Genomic DNA, 21,527 nt, shown 5'->3' on the forward strand with positions numbered 1-21,527 from the left:
CATGAAAAATACCAAAGAAATCCATTTCGAAGAAGCTATTCAATATCATCTAATTGAAAATGATAAATACATTAAAGGCGATTCAGCTGATTTTGATCCTGAGTTGTGCCTTGAGAAAAACAGTATTATCAATTTTATCAAAGATACGCAGTTAAAAACTTGGCAAGCGCTTGAAGTGATTCATGGTGAAGAAACCGATAACGTTCTTATTGCTGATTTACGAAAGCATATCAACACTAAAGGTATGCTGAGTGTCATCCGTAATGGTTTTAAATGCTTTGGTAAAAAATTCAAGGTCGCGTATTTTCTGCCTAACAACCAGTTAAATGATGACACACTTGCCCTTTATAATAAAAATCAATTATCTGTTACTCGCCAGTTATATTTTTCAGAAAAAGACACAAAGTCGCTGGATATGGCAATATTTTTAAATGGTTTACCTGTTGTTACCTTGGAGCTTAAAAACAAGTTTACTGGTCAATCTACCGAACATTCTAAGAAGCAGTATAAGAACGATAGGGACCCTAACGAACCTATATTTCAGTTTAAAAAAGGCGCATTAGTACATTTTGCTGTTGATACCGATTTAGCCTTTATGACGACTAGACTAAGCGGTAAAAAAACCTTCTTCTTGCCATTTAATTTAGGTTTTAACGACGGTGCAGGTAATCCTCCTGCCGAAGACGGTGGTTATCGTACGGCTTACCTATGGAGAGAAGTATTACAAAGTGACAGTCTGTTAGATATTCTTAATCGTTTTATGCATTTGCAAGTTGAAGAGAAAAAGATACTTAAAGATAACGTACTTAAGAAAATCAAAAAAGAAGTCATGATTTTCCCGCGTTACCATCAATTAGATGTAGTACGTAAGTTAATTAATGACTCTAAAGCAAACGGCGCTGGAAAAAACTATTTAGTTCAGCATTCTGCAGGTTCAGGTAAATCGAATTCTATTGCTTGGTTGGCACATCGCCTATCAAGCTTGCATACGGAGACGGATGAGAAAATCTTTCATTCGGTTATTGTTGTTACCGACAGAAAAGTACTCGACCAACAGCTACAAGATACAATTTACCAGTTTGACCACAAGCAAGGCGTAGTTGAAAAAATTGATGAGGATACACGTCAGTTAGTCAAAGCTTTATCAGGTGGTACACCTATCATCATCACCACAGTGCAGAAGTTTCCTTTTGTTTCAGAAACACTTGAAAAACTTAACGAGGAACAAGGTGAAGGCTCTGTTGAGTTAAGTACTAAAGGTAAACGTTACGCTGTAATTGTTGATGAAGCACATAGCTCACAGTCTGGTGAAACAGCTATGGATATGAAGTATGTACTCAATAAAGATGGTGTTGAAGAAAAAGCAGCCCAATATATTGCTGAAAACGAAGAAGATGACGAAGATGAAGTGATACGCACTATGCTTCGTCGTGGTAAACAGGATAATTTAAGCTTTTTTGCTTTTACTGCTACGCCAAAATACAAAACACTCAAGATATTTGATGAACCAGGTAAAACTGGCGAAGCACCATTTCATCATTACACCATGCGCCAGGCGATCGAAGAGAAGTTTATACTCGATGTGTTAGCAAACTACACAACCTATAAAACTTACTACCAAATTACCCAAACCGCTGAAGAAGACACTCATGTAGAACGCAAGAAAGCAGCTCGTGCACTTGCTCGGTTTTTGACACTACATGAATACAATATTGCACAAAAAACAGAAGTGATGATTGAACACTTTAGAGCCAATGTTCGCCACAAAATAGGTCAACGTGCCAAAGCCATGGTGGTAACAGACTCGCGCCTTCATGCTGTACGTTATAAGAATGCCTTTGATGATTATATCACCAAGAAGGGCTATACCGATGTGCGAAGCTTGGTCGCTTTTTCAGGTTCAGTGGAAGACCCTAAAGTACCAGGTGTTAATTATACCGAAGTAGGTATGAATAACGGTATTTCTGAAAGAGCGCTACCAGAAGAGTTTGAAACGGACGACTATAAGGTATTGTTAGTCGCGGAGAAGTACCAAACAGGCTTTGATCAGCCATTATTGCATACTATGTATGTTGATAAAAAATTGTCTGGTATACAAGCCGTACAGACGCTTTCACGATTAAATCGTATGGCTGTTGGCAAGGAAGATACTTTTGTATTGGACTTTAGAAACGAGCCAGAGGAAATTTTTGAAGCATTCAAGCCATTTTACAAAGTTACTCGTGCAGAAGAGTTAACTGACCCTCATCATCTCTACCGTTTGCAAAGTCAAATTGATGAGCACCAAGTCATTCATGAAAATGAAGTTGATAATTTTTGTACCGTTTATTTTGCGCCTAAACGCAAAGAAAGTGTGCATGACCACGCAAAAATGAATGGTGTTATAGATTTAGCAGTAGAGCGATATATTGAGTTAGATGAAGAATCACAAGGTGATTTTAAAGGCTTGTTGGTGAACTTCAGAAATATGTACAGTTTCTTATCGCAAGTAATGCCTTACCAAGATACTGATTTAGAAAAACTCTATACCTATTTACGTTATTTACTAACGAAGTTACCAAGGGATGTTTCAGGCCCAGGTTACCAGATAGATGGTGATGTTGAACTTGAATATTATCGTTTACAAAAAATCAGTGAAGGCTCTATTAATTTAGAACCAGGCAGTGCAGATGATTTGGGCGGTCCTTCGGATGTTGGCACAGGTAGTTCCACCGAAGAAGAAGTACCGCTGTCTGAATTGGTGAGAGCACTTAACGAAAGGTTTGGTACTGATTTTACCGAAGCAGACCGTTTGTTCTTTGAACAAATTGAGGAAGAAGCGTTTGAAAGTGAAGATCTTAAAGAAGCCGCTTCAGCAAATAGCTTTAATGACTTTTCATCAATATTGTCAAAAGTCTTTGAAGACATATTAATTGACCGCATGGATGGTAACGAAGAGATTTTTCAACGGCTAATGGGCGATGCTGATGTACGTGGTATTGCTGTTAATGATATCGCTAAGAGCTTGTATAAGCGCTTTAGGAAGAAAAACTCAAAATAGAGTTTATAAGGATTAATTTTGTTACCGAGTAATATAGCGAGTACGGTAGAAACTATTTCACCTGAAAGAATTAGAAGTTATAGAAACTATTTTAATGTTACAACTGATGAAGAAGCATTAGGCCTTTATTTATGGAATGATGCATTATCTGCTGCTTTTTTTAAGATTGTAAGTATTCTAGAAGTGACGTTTAGAAATGCTTTACATAGAGAGCTTTCACATGAATATCATCCCCATAAGAATCAAGGAAACGTTTTTGATAATGATTGGTATGAAAGTTTAATTACCCAAAGGATAATTTGGAATCCGAAGAGTATTAGGGATATTACTCATATTTCTTCAAGGCAAAGAGGTAGTCGCAATCCTGTATTAACAGCAAAAAGCCCAGCTCCCAAACCAGGCGCTGTTGTAGCAGGGCAAACATTCGGTTTTTGGCCTTACTTAATAGAAAGGCGTAACGTAAATTGGCAAAAAATTCTGCACAATGCTTTAAAAGATCATTTCTCAGTCAATCAGTCATACTGGGATCAAGTCGCAATAGATGATTTACTATTAAGACTAAAGCAAGTTTGTGAGCTTCGTAATAGAATTGCTCATCATGAACCAATATGGAAATTTACGCGGATAATACACCGTAGTAGTGGCAATGAAATATATCCTGCGGCCAGGACTCCCCAAGACAGTATAAACCGAATGATAGAACTTAATAAACGGCTTGTTAGGTTACTATCTTGGGTATCAGAAGATAGGAAGAATGATTATTTAAATTCTCACTATAAAAGACATTTTGACTGGTTGGTCACTGATAAAGCAATCGATTCATACAAATGCCTTAAGCTAAGAGAGGGTTGGAAGCTAAGTAAAGTTAAAAGGGAATTAAGAAAGATATTAGCCAATGGCACACCTATAGAAGTGATTCATAAAAATAATGCTTCAATGATAATACCAGGAGTTATTTAGTGTTTTGATATTGACAATAATACACTTATGTATCATTATATAATCTAGCTCGTTGGAACATGGCTTTAGTAATAAAATTCTCGCTAAAGATCCCAACTTGAGCATCAATGAAAACCATCCCGCGGGATGGTTTTCGCCTTTCTGGTATTAAGAAAATAATTCAGCCTCTTCATTAAGTATAAATGAATTACACTTCATTCTGCTTCTTGGGTGAACAATAAATACCGTTTTATCGTCAGAAAAATGTATACCATCAAAGCCTTTAAATTGACCTATCATCGCTTTTTCTAGTTCAGACATCATTTCATCTAAAGAATAGCTTGAATGCTTATCAATAAATTCTTTAAAAGAAACCCCACTCAAATGAAGCAAGTTGGATGAATAAACACTAAAACAATTGTGAGTAATCTGGATATTGAAATGCTCAGCAATGCTTATAGCATGACTAGCCTCCAATGAAGTCAGCATACTACTATAATTCGAAAAATCATCAGCATTATAAAAATTACCTATGCCATAGACAGTCCATACTCGAGTAGAGTAAAGCTTATTTTCATCAGCTGATTGGGGAAGTTGTTCTTTAATAAAGTCACTTAAACTGGCCATATTTATCTCCATATATAATTGGTCGTCATAGAATGATTTTATCATATTCTTTATGAAGTTCTTTTTTATTTCTCTATATGACTTATTAGTTGTGAAACTTGCTCCGCTAACTGCTGATGAGCTTCAATTCTTTCTTCAAAGAATGCATCTCGGTTATAGATTCCCTCAACACCTTTTTTAACATGATTGATACATTTTTCAGCCACGTCAGCGCACACTTTGTTCTTAGACATTAAAGTTCTTGTTGTCCGTCGAAGGTCGTGTATGACAAAGTATTCAATCCCAGCTTTACCTAGAACGTCGCCTGTACTACTTTCTAGCTTACCGGTCTTTCGCCCGAAGAGATTGGTCAAAGCATGGTTAAGGGTATCATCAGATATATACCCTCGACGTTTACTAGCTCTTCTTGAGGGGAAAACATAACTTGAATTGCCTGCTCTTATTTTTAATTCCTCAAGCCAAAGAAGAGCCTGTTTAGGAAGTGGGATGTCAATTGCAGATCCATTTTTTGCGCGTTCTTTAGGTAAATACCAAACAGCTTTAGAAATATCGAGTTCACTCCAAGGTAAGCCAATTAATTCCCCCTTTCGTACACCTAATACTGTTAATAGCAATACAGCTAAATAATTTTCACGGATAAAGTGGGCTTGATGCTCCTGCATAACATGAAAGGTTATTTTTAACTCGTCTAAGGAGAGCGCTCGATCTCTAGATTTTTCAGGGCCACCAGCATGTTTTGTCTTAAATGAAATTGCAGGGTTGTGATGAATTAAGCCAAGTGTAACACCGTGATCAAACAGCTGCTTAAGATAGGCTAATGTATCATTGGCTATTGTTGGTCGAACAGTGTTTTTTCGTTCTTTCACATGTTTAAGAACACTTCTGATATCTAAGCCAGTAACACTATTTAAAGATATATCACCTATACAAGGTTTTATCTCTTGTTGGTATATTCGAATTGGAATGTTGGGGTGTTGAAGACTACTCGTAATTTCTTCTAACCAGTCTAAAGCAAGGTCATCTACCGTTTTATATTTGTTTTGCTTGGTTCGCTTTTTTTCAGCTAATGGGTCATCCCCATTATTAACTTGTGCTCTAGCTTCGGCAAGGGCATCTCTAGCATCAGAAAGTGGCATACGGTCAGGTCTTTTACCATATGTACCAAGTGTCATTCTCTTTGGCTTGTTGTGAATTTTGTATTGATAAACCCAAAAGCCAGTACCTTGTGCACTGATGCGAAAGTATAAATTTCTTTCTATGCGAGTGAAGCTTTCTTTTTCTGTGCTTAATAGAGCTTTAATAATCGCATCATTCAACTTTCCTGCTTTAATTTTTTGTATTAAATCAGAATAATTCGTAGAAACAGTCAAAGTAGTGCGCCTTAAAGTATGACAGAATAGAGTTCACCTTATCGACAGAGTAACTTTATGTCAAACCTTCTGTCATACTTTTCTTTTAATTTAACTAGATTAAAAGGCATTAACTTAAATTCAAGATCACCTTTAAGTCACTGTTAAGTTGTGTTAATTTAACCTACCTTAACTTGCTTTAATGCTTATTCTATATTTGCGATCTGCTCACGCATTTGCTCGATAAGTACTTTTAGTTCTATGGCTGCATTGGTGGTATCAACATTTATCGATTTAGATCCTAAGGTATTTGCTTCACGATTAAATTCTTGCATCATAAAATCTAGGCGACGACCCTGTGCACCACCTTTTGTGAGGATGCTTCTTGTCTCTTTTACATGGCTAGATAGGCGATCAATTTCTTCGTCAACATCCATTTTTTGCGCAAGTAACACTAGCTCTTGTTCAACTCGGCTTGAATCAAGCTCAATTTTGGCGTCAGTGAATTTATCGGTAATCCGCTTACGCTGCCATGCAATGATTTCAGGCATAAATGCTTTTACTTTGTTTGACTGCTCAACAATACCTTCAAGGCGTTGTTCAATTAGTACTTTTAAGTTTTCTCCTTCATTTGTCCTAGCATCAATAAAGTCTTTTAGCGCTTGTTCAAATCCTTCTAAAATTTCTTTTTGAATGTTGGTCATATCGGCTTCTTCAGCTTCCATGACACCAGGCCAGCGCATGATTTCTAAAGGATTTAATTGACTATTAAGTGTTTGTTCGTTTATCCAACCTGCGTGTTGCAGCAGTTGTTCAGCTAAGCCTTTATTAAGCGATAAATTGTTCTTCGCTGATGGGTTAGCATTGAAACGCAAGCTGCACTCTACTTTTCCACGATTTAATTGTTTACGAAATCGCTCACGCAATGCGGGTTCAATGCTACGAAATTGTTCTGGTAAACGGAAGTAAGTTTCCAGAAATCGTTGATTTACAGATCTAATTTCCCAAACTGCATTACCCCAATCACCTTTTACTTCAAAGCGAGAAAAAGCTGTCATACTGTGGATCATATTGTTATCCGTTTGCTGAATCAAAAAATTAAAGTAATTATGCCAAACGCGTAATCAGGTAGCTACTATATTTTATACACTTAAAGAATGAATTTTTATTTATACGAGAGTTAATATAATTTCCATTTTTCTTTAATTTTTTTAAGTTGACCAGAGGTTACTAGTTGTTTAAATGCTGTTTGGTATTTTTTTATCAATGTTGGTGACGTATGAAGACTAAAGGCAATACTGAGTTTGTTATTTAAAGCGGCCACTTCGTTTAATCTTTGTAACTCATTAAAATCATAGCCCAGATTTTTAGCTCTGGTTTCTATGGTGATTTGTGTTGCAAGTATTAAGTCAACTCTATCAATAAATAGCATATCCATGTTTTGTCGTTCGTTAGCAAGTTGGTAAATATTGGAGAAACCTTGAGCAATTAAATATTGTGCTGAATTCGAATTTCTAGAAACAGCGATCTTAAATTTTTTTAATGCGGGTACTTTATAGTTGGTTTTAGCGTAATATTTTTTTAATCCCCAAAAATATAAGCGCTCTTTTTTAAGTGCTCCTATCCAATGAAATTTTTTATTTCTAAGCTTTGTATGTGCAATAGAGTAAATTAAAACATTAGGGTTATGAAGTGCAACTTCGTATGCCCTTGCCCAGGGCATTATCTGAATCTTAGGATGGTCTTTAGTTATTTTAAATAAAGCTTTAACGACATCAGTAGAAAAACCACCTAAGCTACCATCAGGATTTTTAATTTGATAAGGCTCTAGAAGTTCGGTAACAACGTCAATTACTTTAGTTTTGCCATTAAATGCTACTAATAAAAATAAAAAACTTATTGTTAAAATGGTGAGATAATTATTGGATAATTTGATCATATATATTTTAAGTATCTGTAACATACTTGGTAGCAATACTATTGATAAACTTTAACCAAGTTTTCTATTTTATTAATATAGCTCACTTTGTTTGAATGGGTGTTTATTTTATTAAATTTAGGCATAAAAAAAGCAGCTTAGGCTGCTTTTTAAAATAAACGCTAAATATAGATCAACTTAGCACAAAGTCTAGAATACCTATGGCTGCTTTTCGGCCCTGATCAACAGCTGTAACAACAAGGTCTGAACCTAGTACCATATCACCGCCGGCAAAAATATTTTGTTTAGTGGTTTGTAAAGCAAATTCGCTATTATCAGCGGCTAACACCAATCCACGTTTATCTATTTCAACACCGGCATCTTTCATCCATTGTGGCGGACTAGGTAAGAAACCAAAAGCAATAACGACGGCATCAGCTTCCATAATAAACTCACTACCAGTTATCGGTTCAGGGCTTCTTCTGCCTTTTGCATCCGCAGCACCTAGTTCAGTTTTTACAAATTTAACACCGCAGGCGTTACCTTCTTTATCAATAGCAATATCAAGAGGCTGTATGTTAAATTGAAAGTTAACACCTTCTTCTCTAGCATTTTGAACCTCGCGTGGTGAACCCGGCATATTGGCTTCGTCACGACGATAAGCACAGGTTACTTCGGTAGCACTTTGACGAATTGACGTACGTACACAATCCATTGCCGTATCACCACCACCGAGTACTATGACTTTCTTATTTTCAAAACTGATAAAAGGTTTAGCATTTTCAGTAATTTTCATTAAGTTTTGTGTATTACCGACTAAGAAATCGAGGGCGGTATAAACACCAGCAGCGCCTTCGTGTTCAAAACCACCTGTCATATCTGTGTAGGTGCCGAGTGCTAAAAATACCGCGTCGTACTCTTCACTTAATGAATCAATGGTAATATCAACACCGACATTGACATTTAATCTAAATTCAATGCCCATGCCTTCAAAAATTTCACGACGCGTTTGAATAACATCTTTTTCTAGTTTGAATGATGGAATACCAAATGTGAGCAAGCCACCTATTTGAGCATGTTTGTCGTAAACAACAGCGTCGATACCATTACGTGTTAGTACGTCAGCACAAGATAAACCTGCAGGGCCAGCACCAATAACAGCAACACGTTTGTTCACTTTTACTACGTCTGATAAGTCGGGTTTCCACCCTTGTGCAAACGCAGTGTCGGTAATATATTTTTCGATATTACCAATAGTAACTGCACCAAAATCTTCATTTAATGTACAGGCAGACTCACAGAGTCTGTCTTGTGGACAAACACGGCCACACATTTCTGGTAAGCTATTTGTTTGATGACATAAGTCAGCAGCTTCAAAAATCTTACCTTCTGTAACCAATTCTAACCATTGTGGAATATAATTGTGAACAGGGCATTGCCACTCACAATAAGGATTACCACAATCTAAACAACGGTCTGCTTGGCCAGCACTTTGGTCAGTACTCAATGGCTGATAGATTTCAACAAAATTTATTTTACGTTGTTCAATCGCTTTTTTAGGCGGATCGATGCGTTTAACATCGATAAATTGATAAACATTTTTACTCATACTGTTTTCCCTTAATTCGCATTCTCGACACGACTACTGTGCTTGAACGCGAAGTTCAGCAGATGAACGACTACGATGACCTAATAAGGTTTTAACATCGGTTGCCGTAGGTTTAACTAATTTAAATCGTGGTGCGTAAGCATCAAAGTCAGCTAATATTTCTTGAGCGCGTGCACTACCTGTTTCATCAAAATGTTGGTTAATAATACCGCGTAAATGTTCTTGATGAATAGTCAGATCACTTATTGGTAATAATTCAATAGATTCGCTATTTAAGCGGACATCTAAATCACCTGATTCATCAAACACATAAGCAAAACCACCTGTCATACCGGCACCAAAGTTTACACCAACTTGCCCAAGAATGGTCACTATGCCACCCGTCATGTATTCACAAGCATGATCGCCAGTGCCTTCAATCACAGCATGAGCACCCGAGTTACGCACCGCAAAGCGCTCACCCGCACGGCCACAGCCATAAAGTCTGCCACCGGTTGCGCCATATAAACAAGTATTACCCATAATCATGGTTTTATGACTTAAATACTCAACACCTTTAGGTGGCTTGATGGTTAGCTTACCGCCAGTCATTCCTTTACCAACGTAATCATTGGCATCACCGGTTAGGGTCATTTCTAAGCCACCGGCATTCCAAACACCAAAACTTTGGCCAGCTGTGCCATTAAGATAAATTTTAATAGGAGATGACGCCATCCCTTGGTCACCATGATGACGAGCAATTTCACCCGATAATGATGCACCGACAGAACGATCAGTGTTTTGTATAGCAAAACGGAACTCACCGCCTGCGCTGTGTGAAACAGCATCAGTACAAGCCGCCAATATTTCTTTATTTAATACGCCTTTGTCAAAGGGATTATTTCCTTCTGTTTGATAAAGAGCTGTATCAGCACCTGCTACAACAGGTGCAATAATAGGTGATAAATCTAATTTTTGCTGCTTAGCTGTTAAACCTGTCAGTTGAACTAGTAGGTCGGTTCGACCAATTATCGCGGTCAAGCTTTCGACCCCTAAACGAGCTAAAATTTCACGCACTTCTTGGGCAATAAACTTAAAGTAGTTCATGACTTGCTCAGGTAAACCTTTAAAGAATTTTTCACGCAAAACATCATCTTGTGTTGCGACACCTGTAGCACAATTATTTAAATGGCAGATACGTAAGAATTTACAGCCCAGAGTGACCATAGGCGCAGTACCAAAACCAAAGCTTTCTGCACCTAAAATTGCCGCTTTAACAATGTCGATACCAGTTTTTAATCCGCCGTCAACTTGCAAACGTACTTTATGACGCAAACCGTTAGTCACTAATGACTGGTGTGCTTCGGCTAAACCTAACTCCCATGGACAACCGGCATACTTAACCGAACTCAATGGACTAGCTGCAGTACCACCGTCGTAACCTGAAATGGTAATAAAATCAGCGTAAGCTTTAGCAACACCAGAAGCGATAGTACCAACACCAGGTCCTGAAACCAGTTTTACTGAAATAACCGCTTTAGGGTTAACTTGCTTTAAATCAAAAATAAGCTGAGCTAAATCTTCAATTGAATAAATATCATGATGTGGTGGTGGAGAAATCAATGTCACACCGGGTACTGAAAAGCGCAACTTAGCAATTAATGGTGAAACCTTATCACCGGGTAATTGACCACCTTCACCAGGTTTTGCACCTTGAGCGACTTTTATTTGTAGTACATCGGCATTCACTAAGTAATGCGGTGTTACCCCAAATCGGCCAGAAGCAATTTGTTTGATACGTGAATTTTTTACGGTACCAAAGCGGCGTTCGTCTTCACCCCCTTCACCTGAATTTGAATAACCGCCTAAACGGTTCATGGCAATTGCCAATGCTTCATGAGCTTCAGGACTTAATGCACCAATAGACATAGCGGCACTATCAAAGCGTTTAAACATTTCAGTATCAGGTTCTACTTTGCTGATATCAATTGATTGGGTGTCTTCTTTAAAGCCCAATAAGTCACGTAATGTTGTTACTGGGCGTTTATTTACTTGATCGGCGAACAGGCGGTAATCTGCATAATCACCAGATTTAACTGCTTTTTGTAGGTAAGTCACGACATCAGGGTTATAAGCGTGGTATTCACCGCCATGTACATATTTAAGTAAGCCGCCGTGATTGACTTTTTGATGTGCTAAAAAGGCTTTGCGAGCAAGGTTAATGTTGTCTTGTTCTATGTCTGAAAAATCAGCTCCTTGAATACGACTCGGTAAATCAGGGAAGCATATTTTCATTATATTTTGATGCAAACCAATCACTTCAAACAAACCTGCACAACGGTAACTGGCGATTGTTGAAATACCCATCTTAGATAATATTTTCAACAAGCCTTTATTAATGCCATCACGATAGTTCATTACAGCTTGACGAGCCGTTAACTCAATTTGTCCTTGTTCAACTAATTGTTCAATCGTTTCAAAAGCAAGATAAGGATAAACTGCAGTAGCGCCTAAGCCCAGTAGTACAGCAAAGTGATGTGAATCTCTTGCCGATGCCGTTTCAACAATTATATTTGAGTCACAACGTAATTGCGTTTCAACTAAGCGTTGCTGTACTGCACCAACCGCCATCGCTGCGGGTATAGGTAATAACCCTTTATCAATTTGACGGTCTGAAAGTACTAAAATAACGGTGTTTTTATCACGAACTAATGCCTCGGATTCATCACATAAACGGATGATTGCAGCTTCTAAACCTTCTTCTGTGCGGTAATTTAAGTTCAGTGTGTCACTGCGGTAATACTCAGGGTCAAGTTCACGTAGCTGTTTTAATCCGGTATACATTAATACAGGTGTTGCAAACAAAATTCTGTTGGCATGGCCTGTTGTTTCGTTAAAAACATTATGCTCACGACCAATGCAGGTACCTAGTGACATAACATAGCGTTCACGTAATGGATCAATGGGTGGATTTGTTACCTGAGCAAATTGTTGACGGAAGTAATCATAAATTGTACGAGGTTGACTTGAAAGCACAGCCATAGGGGTGTCGTCGCCCATAGAGCCAGTTGCCTCCATACCATTTTCAGCCAATGTTTTCACAATTTGATGAATTTCTTCGTAACTGTAATTAAACATTTTATGGTATTGCGATATGCTTTTATCATTAAAAATACGCTTACCAATAAGTTCGGCATCGAGTTGATGAAACGGTACTAAACGGCGGATGTTTTTATCCAACCATTCACGATAAGGGTGGCGAACTTTTAGTTCTTCATCAATATCTGTAGAAGTGAATATTTTGCCAGTGTAAGTATCAATGGCAAGCATTTCACCGGGGCCAACGCGACCTTTTTCAACTACTTCATCTTCACCGTAATCCCAGATACCTACTTCAGAGGCAAGGGTGATAAAACCGTCACGAGTAATAACATAACGAGCAGGACGTAAGCCGTTTCTATCTAAATTACAGGCAACATGGCGACCATTGGTAACCACAACGCCGGCTGGGCCGTCCCATGGTTCCATATGCATAGAATTAAATTCGTAAAACGCTTTTAAGTCTTCATCCATTAACGGACTATTTTGCCAAGCAGGTGGCATTAATAAACGCATACCTCGGTATAAATCCATACCGCCAGCAAGGAATAATTCAAGCATATTATCTAGTGATGATGAGTCAGAACCACTTTCATTGACAAAGGGTGCAGCATCTTGAAGATCGGGTAATAAAGGAGATTTAAATATGTGGGTACGGGCACGACTCCACTGTCGGTTACCTTTAATTGTATTAATTTCACCGTTATGAGCCAAATAACGAAAAGGTTGTGCTAAATGCCACTGTGGAGAAGTATTGGTTGAAAAACGTTGATGAAAAACACAAATGGCCGTTTGCATGCGAATATCAGCAAGGTCTAAATAAAAGTTAGGTAAGTCTACTGGCATCATTAAGCCTTTATAGATAGTTACCAAGCACGACAAACTTGCCACATAAAAAACGTTATCTTCAATGCGTTTTTCTGCACGACGACGTGCCATAAATAAGCGGCGCTCTAAATCTCGATTTCTCCAGCCCGGAGGAGCATCAACAAAAACTTGCTCTATTTGTGGCATGTTATTGACAGCTGTTTCACCCAACATAGAAGTATCAGTAGGGACTATGCGCCAGCCAATAAGTGTTAGGGTTTCACGCGCTAACTCTTCTTCAAGAATCTTTTTACTTAAAGTGGCTTGAATAGGGTCAGGATTGAGGAAAATCATACCTACAGCGTATTTTTTGCCAAGCTTCCAGTTGTTTTCTTCGGCAATAGCTCGAAAGAAAGTATCAGGTTTTTGCATCAACAAGCCACAACCGTCACCTGTTTTACCATCAGCAGCGATACCGCCACGATGCTGCATGCGATCAAGTGCATGAATTGCCGTTTTTACTAGTTTATGACTTGCTTCACCTTGTTGGTGAGCAATTAAGCCAAATCCGCAGTTGTCTTTTTGAACGCTGTGATCGTAAAGCATGATGTTATTTTCTCCTCAGGAAATAACCACTTGAGCACAGAGAACATGTTAAAGGAATAAAGTTATACAAATAATGCATAAATACTCTGTTTTCACTCAGGTGGAACCCTTCACATTAAACACTTATCGATAAAAGGTCAATCAAAATAGAGTATTTGCTCGTAGTTTTTATACATTAGTCTAACTGCCTGTTTTGATTGATTATTGTGTATGATGGTTGGTTTTGTTGATTTAGTTGTGTATTTTTCAAGCTGTTATCAATAGGTTTTAGCGAGTTGAGAATGATTTTTGTTTACTTTGTTGTAATTTAATTACATTTTAATTTTTATGACGAAATATACTGAGATATGTTAATTTTAGGTGTTATTCATCTTTTATTCATTGATGTATGGGCGAGGTGGAGGAGAAAACGCAGAAAATTCATCAATAAAAAAGCCAGTAATTACTGGCTTTAATACTAATTTACTTTTTATGTTTTGAATAGCAGTGGCTTAAGGTTGGTAACCACCCTCAACGCCCTTAGTCGTAATACTTACCGCATCGTGGGCATGTAAAGATTCAAGGTGGTTGATACGTAGCCAAAAGTCGTCATAGCCAGCAGTGTTATTCATTGCGTGTTGTAAACGACGAGCGGCGTCTTCACAAAACATTAAGTTTTGACCATTAAGTAGTGCAAACTCTTGTTCATCTTCTCTTTTTACTGCGGCTTGAACGGGTGTCTTTAAACAGCCTTCAATAATATCGACTAATGCAGTAATAGGGAATTCACTAATGTTGGCATTTAACTTTACTTTTAATTCAGCAACTGAACGTTGACTATGAGGTGTAGCAACAATACCTTCAGTTGTACCAAGCCACTCATGAATTGAGTCTAAATCGGCTTCTTGGTCATTAAACTTCTCTTTAAAAGCTTTTTGAATTAACTGTCGAGCAAGGGCGGCAGAACAAGGACAAGTTGATGAATATCTAACATCAACGGCTAGCTCTATATCGAGTTTACCCTTATTTAAGCGACCGGTTAATGTTACTGGGTATGCTTTCCAGCCTTGCTTACCACTGATTAATGATTTTCTTCTAAGGTGATAGTCGAAGCGGAACTGTACTTTAGCATTATCGCTAAGATCGTGATGACTACTGATAAAACCACTGAGTAAAGTGACCAAGCTTTGAAAGTCTAAAGTATTACTGGTTGAAAGTTCATCAAGCAGTAAATACAAGCGAGACATATGAATGCCTTTTGCTTGTGGCTCTTTTAAGTTTACAAACGCGTCAATAAAAGTAGAAACCATTCGCTCATTTTCACCTTGCGAAGCAACCATCATCGGCATTTCTATATTACTCATTCCAACCCAATCGAGGGTACCTTCGGTTTGAGCTGAGGTGTGATTGGCGATATCAGGCATTAATGTGGACATTTCTACTCCAGTATTTCTAACGCGCTATGTAAAGGGCTTTTTGAAACTTCAGTACATAACAAACTTATTAAGGGCGCGTATTCTAACGTATATTTCCTTGTAGATATAGCGACAGTTCTTTTTTAAGTTACTTGGCAAGATAACTTATTGAAACGCTGTGTATTCATATGGTTTTATGCTTTTCAAATCACTTTGAAGTAATCTAGATGAAAGGCATTTGTTTAATGACATCGGCGTTGATATTGTTACAATGAAGAAAATTACACCACGATAATTATAATTTAAGGTAGGTTTTGTGAATTATACCGAACAGTTAGATGTTAATTTATTAGATGGATACTTGGATAGCTTAGGACAAAATATTGTACAACAGATGTTGGACTTATATATTGAGCAATCAAAGACCTATATTGAAGACATTATCGATTCGATTGCACAAGAGTCACAAGTCTTATGGCAAGAACGCTGCCATAAAATGAAAGGTGCTACTGGCAGTGTTGGTTTGTTAACCGCTCATGCTAAGTTGGTTGCAATTGAAAAATTACCAGGGCAATGGCCAGAAAAGTCAGCTTATATCTCTGAGCTCAATGAGATAAATAAAAATGCCGTTACTGCCTTTAAAGTATGGTTAGCCTCAAAGTAACCATACATTAAAACAATTAAAAAAGGGGAAGCAATTATTGCTTTCCCTTTTTTAATTATTTATTGTTAAAGAGCGCTTAATCAACAGAGCCAATAAAACGATATCCTTCACCGTGAATAGTATTAATTAATTCAGCAGCGTCTGGTACTGACTCAAAATGTTTGCGTAAACGTCTAATCGTTACATCAACAGTACGGTCATTTGAGCGAAGGTCACGACCCGTCATTTCTTTAATCAATTGCTGGCGTGTAACAATTTGGCCCGTGTTTTCAATTAATAAACGTAGGGCGCGATATTCGCCGCGAGGTATAGATAGAACTTGTCCATCAGGTGCTGTCATTTTTCTTGAATTACCATCGAGTGACCATTTATTGAAGGTGATCACTGCTTTTTCAATTTCATTCTTTGTTTGACCAATTCGGTTAAGAATGTTTCGAGCTCGAATTGTTAATTCACGTGGATTAAATGGCTTTGTTAAATAGTCATCAGCACCGATTTCTAAACCAAGTATCTTATCTATATCACTATCACGACCGGTAAGAAATATTAACCCTAGCTCGTTGTTGCTGGTTAATTCTCTTGCCAATAATAAGCCATTTTTACCCGGAAGGTTAATATCCATGATGACTAAATTAATGGTATTTTTTTGTAATTGAGTATCCATGCTCTCACCGTCTGTAGCCTCTGATACTTGATAACCTTCTGCTTCAAACAAGTTACGTAGGTTAAAGCGTGTAACATCTTCGTCTTCTACGATAAGTATGTGAGGTTTTTGCATGTTTTTTTTTCCATTCTTTATGTATTTAGCAATAATGTTTAGGTATGTTAATTATAGCTGAAAATTATATTAACGCTATGTTACTAATGCTTATTTTGTTAATTATTTATACAATTATTAGTATGGTATAGAACCACTAACTAAAAAACAATCAAGTTTGTTAGTTTCTTCTTAATCAACAAATATTTATCCACACAGCTTTAATCTTCTTTAATGACTTGTGTTGGGATAATAATTTTGAAATTAACCCCTTTTTCAATTTCACTAATAAAGGATATTTTTCCACCTAGTGCTTGTGTGACTAAATTATAAACCAGATGTAAGCCTAAACCACTGCCACCCGAACCCCTTTTTGTGGTGGTGAAAGGCTCAAAAATTTTATTCATAATAGAAGGTTCAATACCCCTACCGTCGTCCTGATAGTCAATAGTAAGCATATCACTAGAAATACTAGTCTGTATGGTAATTACACCATGGTCTCTGTCATCAAAGCCATGATTAATAGAATTTTGTATTAAATTAATAATTATTTGATTGATAGGACCGGGTTTGCTTTTTATAACGAGTTCGCATGGACAGTCCACATTGATAATAAAAGGTAACTTTTTAATTTGTGGGGCTAACGTTAATAATATGTCGTCAAACAAATTTTTGATATTGAATGTTCGTGCTTCTTCACTTGATTGGTCAACAGCAACTTTTTTGAAACTGGCAATTAATTCTGCAGCGCGCTTCAAGTTACGGTAAATAATTGCGGTATTTTCTTCACCTTCAACAAGAAACTTTTTCAATTGACTTGATTTTAAGGTTTTATCATCAAAAGCTTTTTTTATTTCTAATAAGCGATCCGATAATAATGTTGAAGCTGTAACGCCTAAACCTATCGGTGTATTTACTTCATGAGCGACACCGGCAACCATATCGCCTAACGAAGCCATTTTCTCACTTTCAACAAGTTGCCCTTGAAACTGATGCAACTTTTCTAATGTTGAAAGTAATTCATTATTAGAATCCTTCAAGGCTTGGGTACGTTTATTGACTTTATTTTCAAGATCTTGGTTTTGCTGATAACTGAGTTGCTTGGCATCTGAGAGTTTAGCAAGTTGTGTTTCAGCTCTATTTAGTACAATATTTATGTTGCGCGCTAGAATATCGAGCTCTTTAAAAGGCATCTGTTCAATGCGTAAATTGAACTTTTTATGTTTGGAGATTTCCTGTATTTTATTTGCAATATTTAACATCGGAGAAGTAATAAAGCGGTTAAGTGCTATTGATATTAAAGCGGTAATAAAAATAAACATGAAAATGAGAAGGGTGTAGCGCAATAATAAATAATTAGTTATTTGCTGTATATGTTCGCTGCTGACTTGTATATAGACATAGCCCACCGTTTGCTCTTCAGCTATTACAGGTAACATAAGTTCTATAATATGGCCGCTAAACTTTGCTGACGATAACTCGGCTATTTTTTCACTTTTTTCAGAAATAGCCTTGCCTATAGCACTTTTGTTGTAGCTAGCGAAGAAAGTAATAGCTTCAGTGTCAGGATTTTTTTTATAAATATGAACATGCCTAATATAAGGGACATGTTTTAGCATTGATAAATAATTACTAATTAATTGGTCTTCATCTTTGGCCAGATTAACCAGATTGGTACTTTGACTATTTGCGATAAGCTCTGCCCAATACTTTGTGTTATTTGAGGCGTCCTCGTTAGTATCGTTAATGATTAAATTAGCGATGATAAAAGAAGAAATAATGACAGATAACACAACAAAACCAATGATCATAACCATTAGCTTTATTTTTAATGAGTGAATGCGTTTCATTTTTTCCATATATTTATAGTAACTTAAATTTTATATTGAGCAATTAAATTGAACAATGATAAAGAGAAAAGCCCTTTTGCTTAGCCAAAACTTGTGTTCTTCCAATCGCCTCTTCCATGATGGGTTGATAACGGAGAAAACTATTTGCCACCACAGTGACTTGTCCTTTCGGTTTTAAATGGGGTTTTATTTTTGAAAGGAATGTCTCTGTTGCTTGATAATTGGTTTTAAGGCCCTGATGAAAGGGTGGATTTGAAATAACGTAATCGTACTTACCTTTTAGATCTGACAAGCTATCTGATGGAAAAACGTGACCAGTTAAATTATTTAATTTCAATGTTGCTTGCGCTGAATATAATGCTAAGGCACTGACATCAAGTAAGTGTAACTTAATCTCAGGAAAAACTTTACCCAAGTAACTGGCTATGACTCCGGCACCACAGCCAAAATCGAGTAGCTCGCCGGTGATTTTCTTTGGTAAATTTTCCAATAATACCTGAGTGCCAATGTCGAGGCCGTTTTGACTGAATACACCAGGCAAGGCAACCACATCTACACTTGTGTCTTTAATCATAAAAGAATATGGCTTTAGCCAGTTGTCTAAGATAAAAGACTTTTGCGTCGCAAGTATATTGCTTGCGAATAATAAGCAATGGCGAGCAGCATCAATTTTTGCACAATCGCCAAGCTGTTGTTCGGTCAACTTTGCTAATGACTTAATACCGCTTTTATTCTCACCTACAACCAAAACTAAACATTCATTTGCTATCGAGTCTTTTATCATCGCGAGCATAAAAGTTAACTCGGCCTTACTTTTAGGAAACTGAATAATCACTAAGTCGTGGGCAGTCTTACTTTGATAATAGACATTAAATACCGCAGTCATTTGAGTGAGGTCTAATCGTTTGGCTTGTAAATGTGATTGATAATTCGTGTTATAACATGTCATCACTGCTTGAGGGTGAAGTGCATGGTATTCTTCAAAAAAATCGTCAATAGGTAGGTTGATAAATAATGGCGCTTTTGCTTTTAGTAAATCGGGATTACGCAGCAATAATTGATTGATGTTATCTAACAAAGTTATTCTCAAATAATTGGGTTATGGCATTCATAAATATATAACTTATACCCTAAATTAATTAACGGTATTTTATACGCTTAACGAAAAGATATGTTTATAATAGCCGCTATTCTACGTGAATATTATTATCATGTCAGAAAGGCGAATAATAAATTTGCAAATCACCATATAAAATTCAGGGAGTGGGTTATTTTTACTAAATTTTTTACTTGGTTTAAAGTGAAACTAATACGCAGTGATAAGCGTGCATGGTTATTAAAATTTCGCTATTTTACCGTCCCTAACTGGTTTAGAAAAACACCTGTCGCTGAAGTTTACTTAGCACTTAATGACCCTTATAGCTTTATGCTGATTCAAGTGTTACCAGAACTAGAGCAACGTTTCAATATTCAATTTAAATTGTTCTTAGTCTATGAAAGTGTTCCAGGGGTAACTATCGATCCCAAATTAATGCGCACTTGGGCAATAAAAGATGCCAACTTTATTGCTGATCAATATCAATTGAAAAAAATAACGCAACGACCGACTCAAGAATCACTCTTTACTGGTCAGCAAATGTGGCAGTTGCGACCTAAAACACTCGATAATGCTTGGCAACTCTTTCAACAGACTTGGTCGAATGATTTTGATTACTACTATCATGCTTCTACACCGGTAATAAATTATCAAATTAAAAATTTAATACGTTTAGTTAAACAAGGGCATTACTTACCTTCGTCTATTTTTATTGCGGGGCAATGGTTTGTTGGTATTGATAGGCTTGAACATCTAGAAAAACGTTTGGCTGACTTTGGTTTAGCAAAAGATGACAGTGTTGCTGTTTATCAAAAAAATAAATTAGTCTTTGCTGAGCAACAAGTGAAAGATAATGCAGCTGACATCGCTGACATCGCTGACACGAAAATATTAGAAGCATTTATTTCATTACGAAGCCCTTATTCTTACATTGGTTTATTACAAGCAGAAAAGTTAAGTCAGCATTATCAGATCCCTTTAAAGATAAAGCCGTTATTACCTTTGATTATGCGGGGGTTAACCACGACAGAAAATAAAGAACGTTATGCTGTTTTTGATGCCAGTCGTGAAGCCAAAAAACTTAATATTCCTTTTACCGGTATTGCAGATCCTTTAGGGCAAGGTATTTTTAATGCTTTTCAAATTTTTTCGTATGCAGAACAACAAAATAAAGAACTCGATTTTATTAAGTCTGCGTTTAAGGCCATTTATGTTGACGGTTTAGACTTATCAAATAAATCGGTAATCGAATCTTTATGTCAGCAGCATAAAATCAATTATCTACAAGCGTTAGAATATAATAATGAACATGACTGGCAACAATGGTCTGATACCAACCAAAGTACTTTAGATGGCATGGGGTTATGGGGAGCGCCTTGTTTTCGATTTCAAAATGTTATTTGTTGGGGGCAGGACCGCTTGGCACAAATTGAACAAGCGATTATTGTTTCATAAGATATAATATATCCGTATTATCTTCATTTAGAGCACTATTGACTCAACATTAGAATAAATGTTCTAATGTTGTTGCCCTGAATTCAATAAAGTTTTGTTTTTTCAAACAAGCGAAACTTATGATAAAGGGCCAGAAGAGGAGCATTAACCAGGTAGTTATCATAAAGAGATCAAGCTCTAATGATTGGTAACGAGGGGGATTAATGCCGAGGTAAGTAATTTTTTGATAATTTACTTATCGGTTGTTTGGGTTGAATCCTAACAATTGTCACCAACTTGGTGGGGAGCTTCTGGCCTTTGTAAAGCCTAATGCTCTTCACATAAGTGATTGTTATCTT

General features: G+C 37.0%; 14 protein-coding genes and 1 riboswitch. Of the genes, 4 read left to right on the forward strand and 10 right to left on the reverse strand.

The features are described from left to right. The first annotated feature begins 1 nt into the window (after position 1). Complete coding sequence (locus H4J67_RS07960; RefSeq protein ID WP_182203425.1) at positions 2-3,040, forward strand: type I restriction endonuclease subunit R; 3,039 nt, start codon at positions 2-4, stop codon at positions 3,038-3,040. Positions 3,041-3,058: 18 nt separating this feature from the next. After that, positions 3,059-4,000 (forward strand): Abi family protein, encoded by a 942-nt coding sequence (locus tag H4J67_RS07965; protein ID WP_182203426.1) that lies wholly within the window; start codon positions 3,059-3,061, stop codon positions 3,998-4,000. A 147-nt stretch (positions 4,001-4,147) separates the two neighbouring features. Here the strand turns inward: H4J67_RS07965 and H4J67_RS07970 are convergent, their stop codons facing one another. From H4J67_RS07970 to folE2, 7 genes are all read right to left on the reverse strand, one after another. Then, positions 4,148-4,606 carry a hypothetical protein gene (locus H4J67_RS07970; protein WP_182203428.1) on the reverse strand — a complete coding sequence of 153 codons (459 nt, stop codon included), beginning with the start codon at positions 4,604-4,606 and terminating at the stop codon, positions 4,148-4,150. Between the two features lie 65 nt (positions 4,607-4,671). Beyond that, positions 4,672-5,976 carry a site-specific integrase gene (locus H4J67_RS07975; protein WP_182203429.1) on the reverse strand — a complete coding sequence of 435 codons (1,305 nt, stop codon included), beginning with the start codon at positions 5,974-5,976 and terminating at the stop codon, positions 4,672-4,674. Between the two features lie 185 nt (positions 5,977-6,161). Continuing rightward, positions 6,162-7,025 carry a YicC/YloC family endoribonuclease gene (locus H4J67_RS07980; protein ID WP_182175330.1) on the reverse strand — a complete coding sequence of 288 codons (864 nt, stop codon included), beginning with the start codon at positions 7,023-7,025 and terminating at the stop codon, positions 6,162-6,164. Positions 7,026-7,135: 110 nt separating this feature from the next. After that, on the reverse strand, positions 7,136-7,894 hold the full coding sequence (locus H4J67_RS07985; RefSeq protein WP_182203431.1) for an ABC transporter substrate-binding protein: 759 nt from the start codon (positions 7,892-7,894) through the stop codon (positions 7,136-7,138). Between the two features lie 172 nt (positions 7,895-8,066). Further along, positions 8,067-9,482, reverse strand: coding sequence for an FAD-dependent oxidoreductase (locus H4J67_RS07990; RefSeq protein ID WP_182203433.1), 1,416 nt, complete (start codon positions 9,480-9,482; stop codon positions 8,067-8,069). A gap of 33 nt (positions 9,483-9,515) precedes the next feature. Further along, positions 9,516-13,976 carry a glutamate synthase large subunit gene (gltB, locus tag H4J67_RS07995; protein WP_182175509.1) on the reverse strand — a complete coding sequence of 1,487 codons (4,461 nt, stop codon included), beginning with the start codon at positions 13,974-13,976 and terminating at the stop codon, positions 9,516-9,518. Positions 13,977-14,464: 488 nt separating this feature from the next. After that, positions 14,465-15,388 carry a GTP cyclohydrolase FolE2 gene (gene folE2 / locus H4J67_RS08000; protein WP_182175336.1) on the reverse strand — a complete coding sequence of 308 codons (924 nt, stop codon included), beginning with the start codon at positions 15,386-15,388 and terminating at the stop codon, positions 14,465-14,467. Positions 15,389-15,683: 295 nt separating this feature from the next. Between folE2 and H4J67_RS08005 the strand changes: the two genes are divergently transcribed. After that, entirely contained in the window at positions 15,684-16,031 is a 348-nt protein-coding gene (locus H4J67_RS08005) for a phosphorelay protein (RefSeq protein WP_182175338.1), read from the forward strand. A gap of 76 nt (positions 16,032-16,107) precedes the next feature. On the opposite strand, the gene arcA is transcribed toward H4J67_RS08005, so the two are convergent. From arcA to H4J67_RS08020, 3 genes are all read right to left on the reverse strand, one after another. Then, a complete protein-coding gene (gene arcA / locus H4J67_RS08010; protein WP_070375514.1) occupies positions 16,108-16,809 on the reverse strand; it encodes a two-component system response regulator ArcA in 702 nt (233 codons plus the stop codon). A gap of 200 nt (positions 16,810-17,009) precedes the next feature. Beyond that, positions 17,010-18,638, reverse strand: coding sequence for a sensor histidine kinase (locus H4J67_RS08015; protein WP_182175339.1), 1,629 nt, complete (start codon positions 18,636-18,638; stop codon positions 17,010-17,012). 43 nt (positions 18,639-18,681) lie between these two features. After that, positions 18,682-19,716 (reverse strand): methyltransferase, encoded by a 1,035-nt coding sequence (locus H4J67_RS08020; RefSeq protein WP_259368528.1) that lies wholly within the window; start codon positions 19,714-19,716, stop codon positions 18,682-18,684. A 222-nt stretch (positions 19,717-19,938) separates the two neighbouring features. Here H4J67_RS08020 and H4J67_RS08025 point away from each other — a divergent pair, with 222 nt between their 5' ends. Further along, a complete protein-coding gene (locus H4J67_RS08025; protein WP_182175349.1) occupies positions 19,939-21,189 on the forward strand; it encodes a DsbA family protein in 1,251 nt (416 codons plus the stop codon). A 126-nt stretch (positions 21,190-21,315) separates the two neighbouring features. Then, positions 21,316-21,487: riboswitch (Lysine riboswitch) on the forward strand. Positions 21,488-21,527: the final 40 nt, after the last annotated feature.

The sequence above is a fragment of the Colwellia sp. BRX10-4 genome (assembly GCF_014077465.1).
Taxonomy (GTDB): Bacteria; Pseudomonadota; Gammaproteobacteria; order Enterobacterales; family Alteromonadaceae; genus Colwellia_A.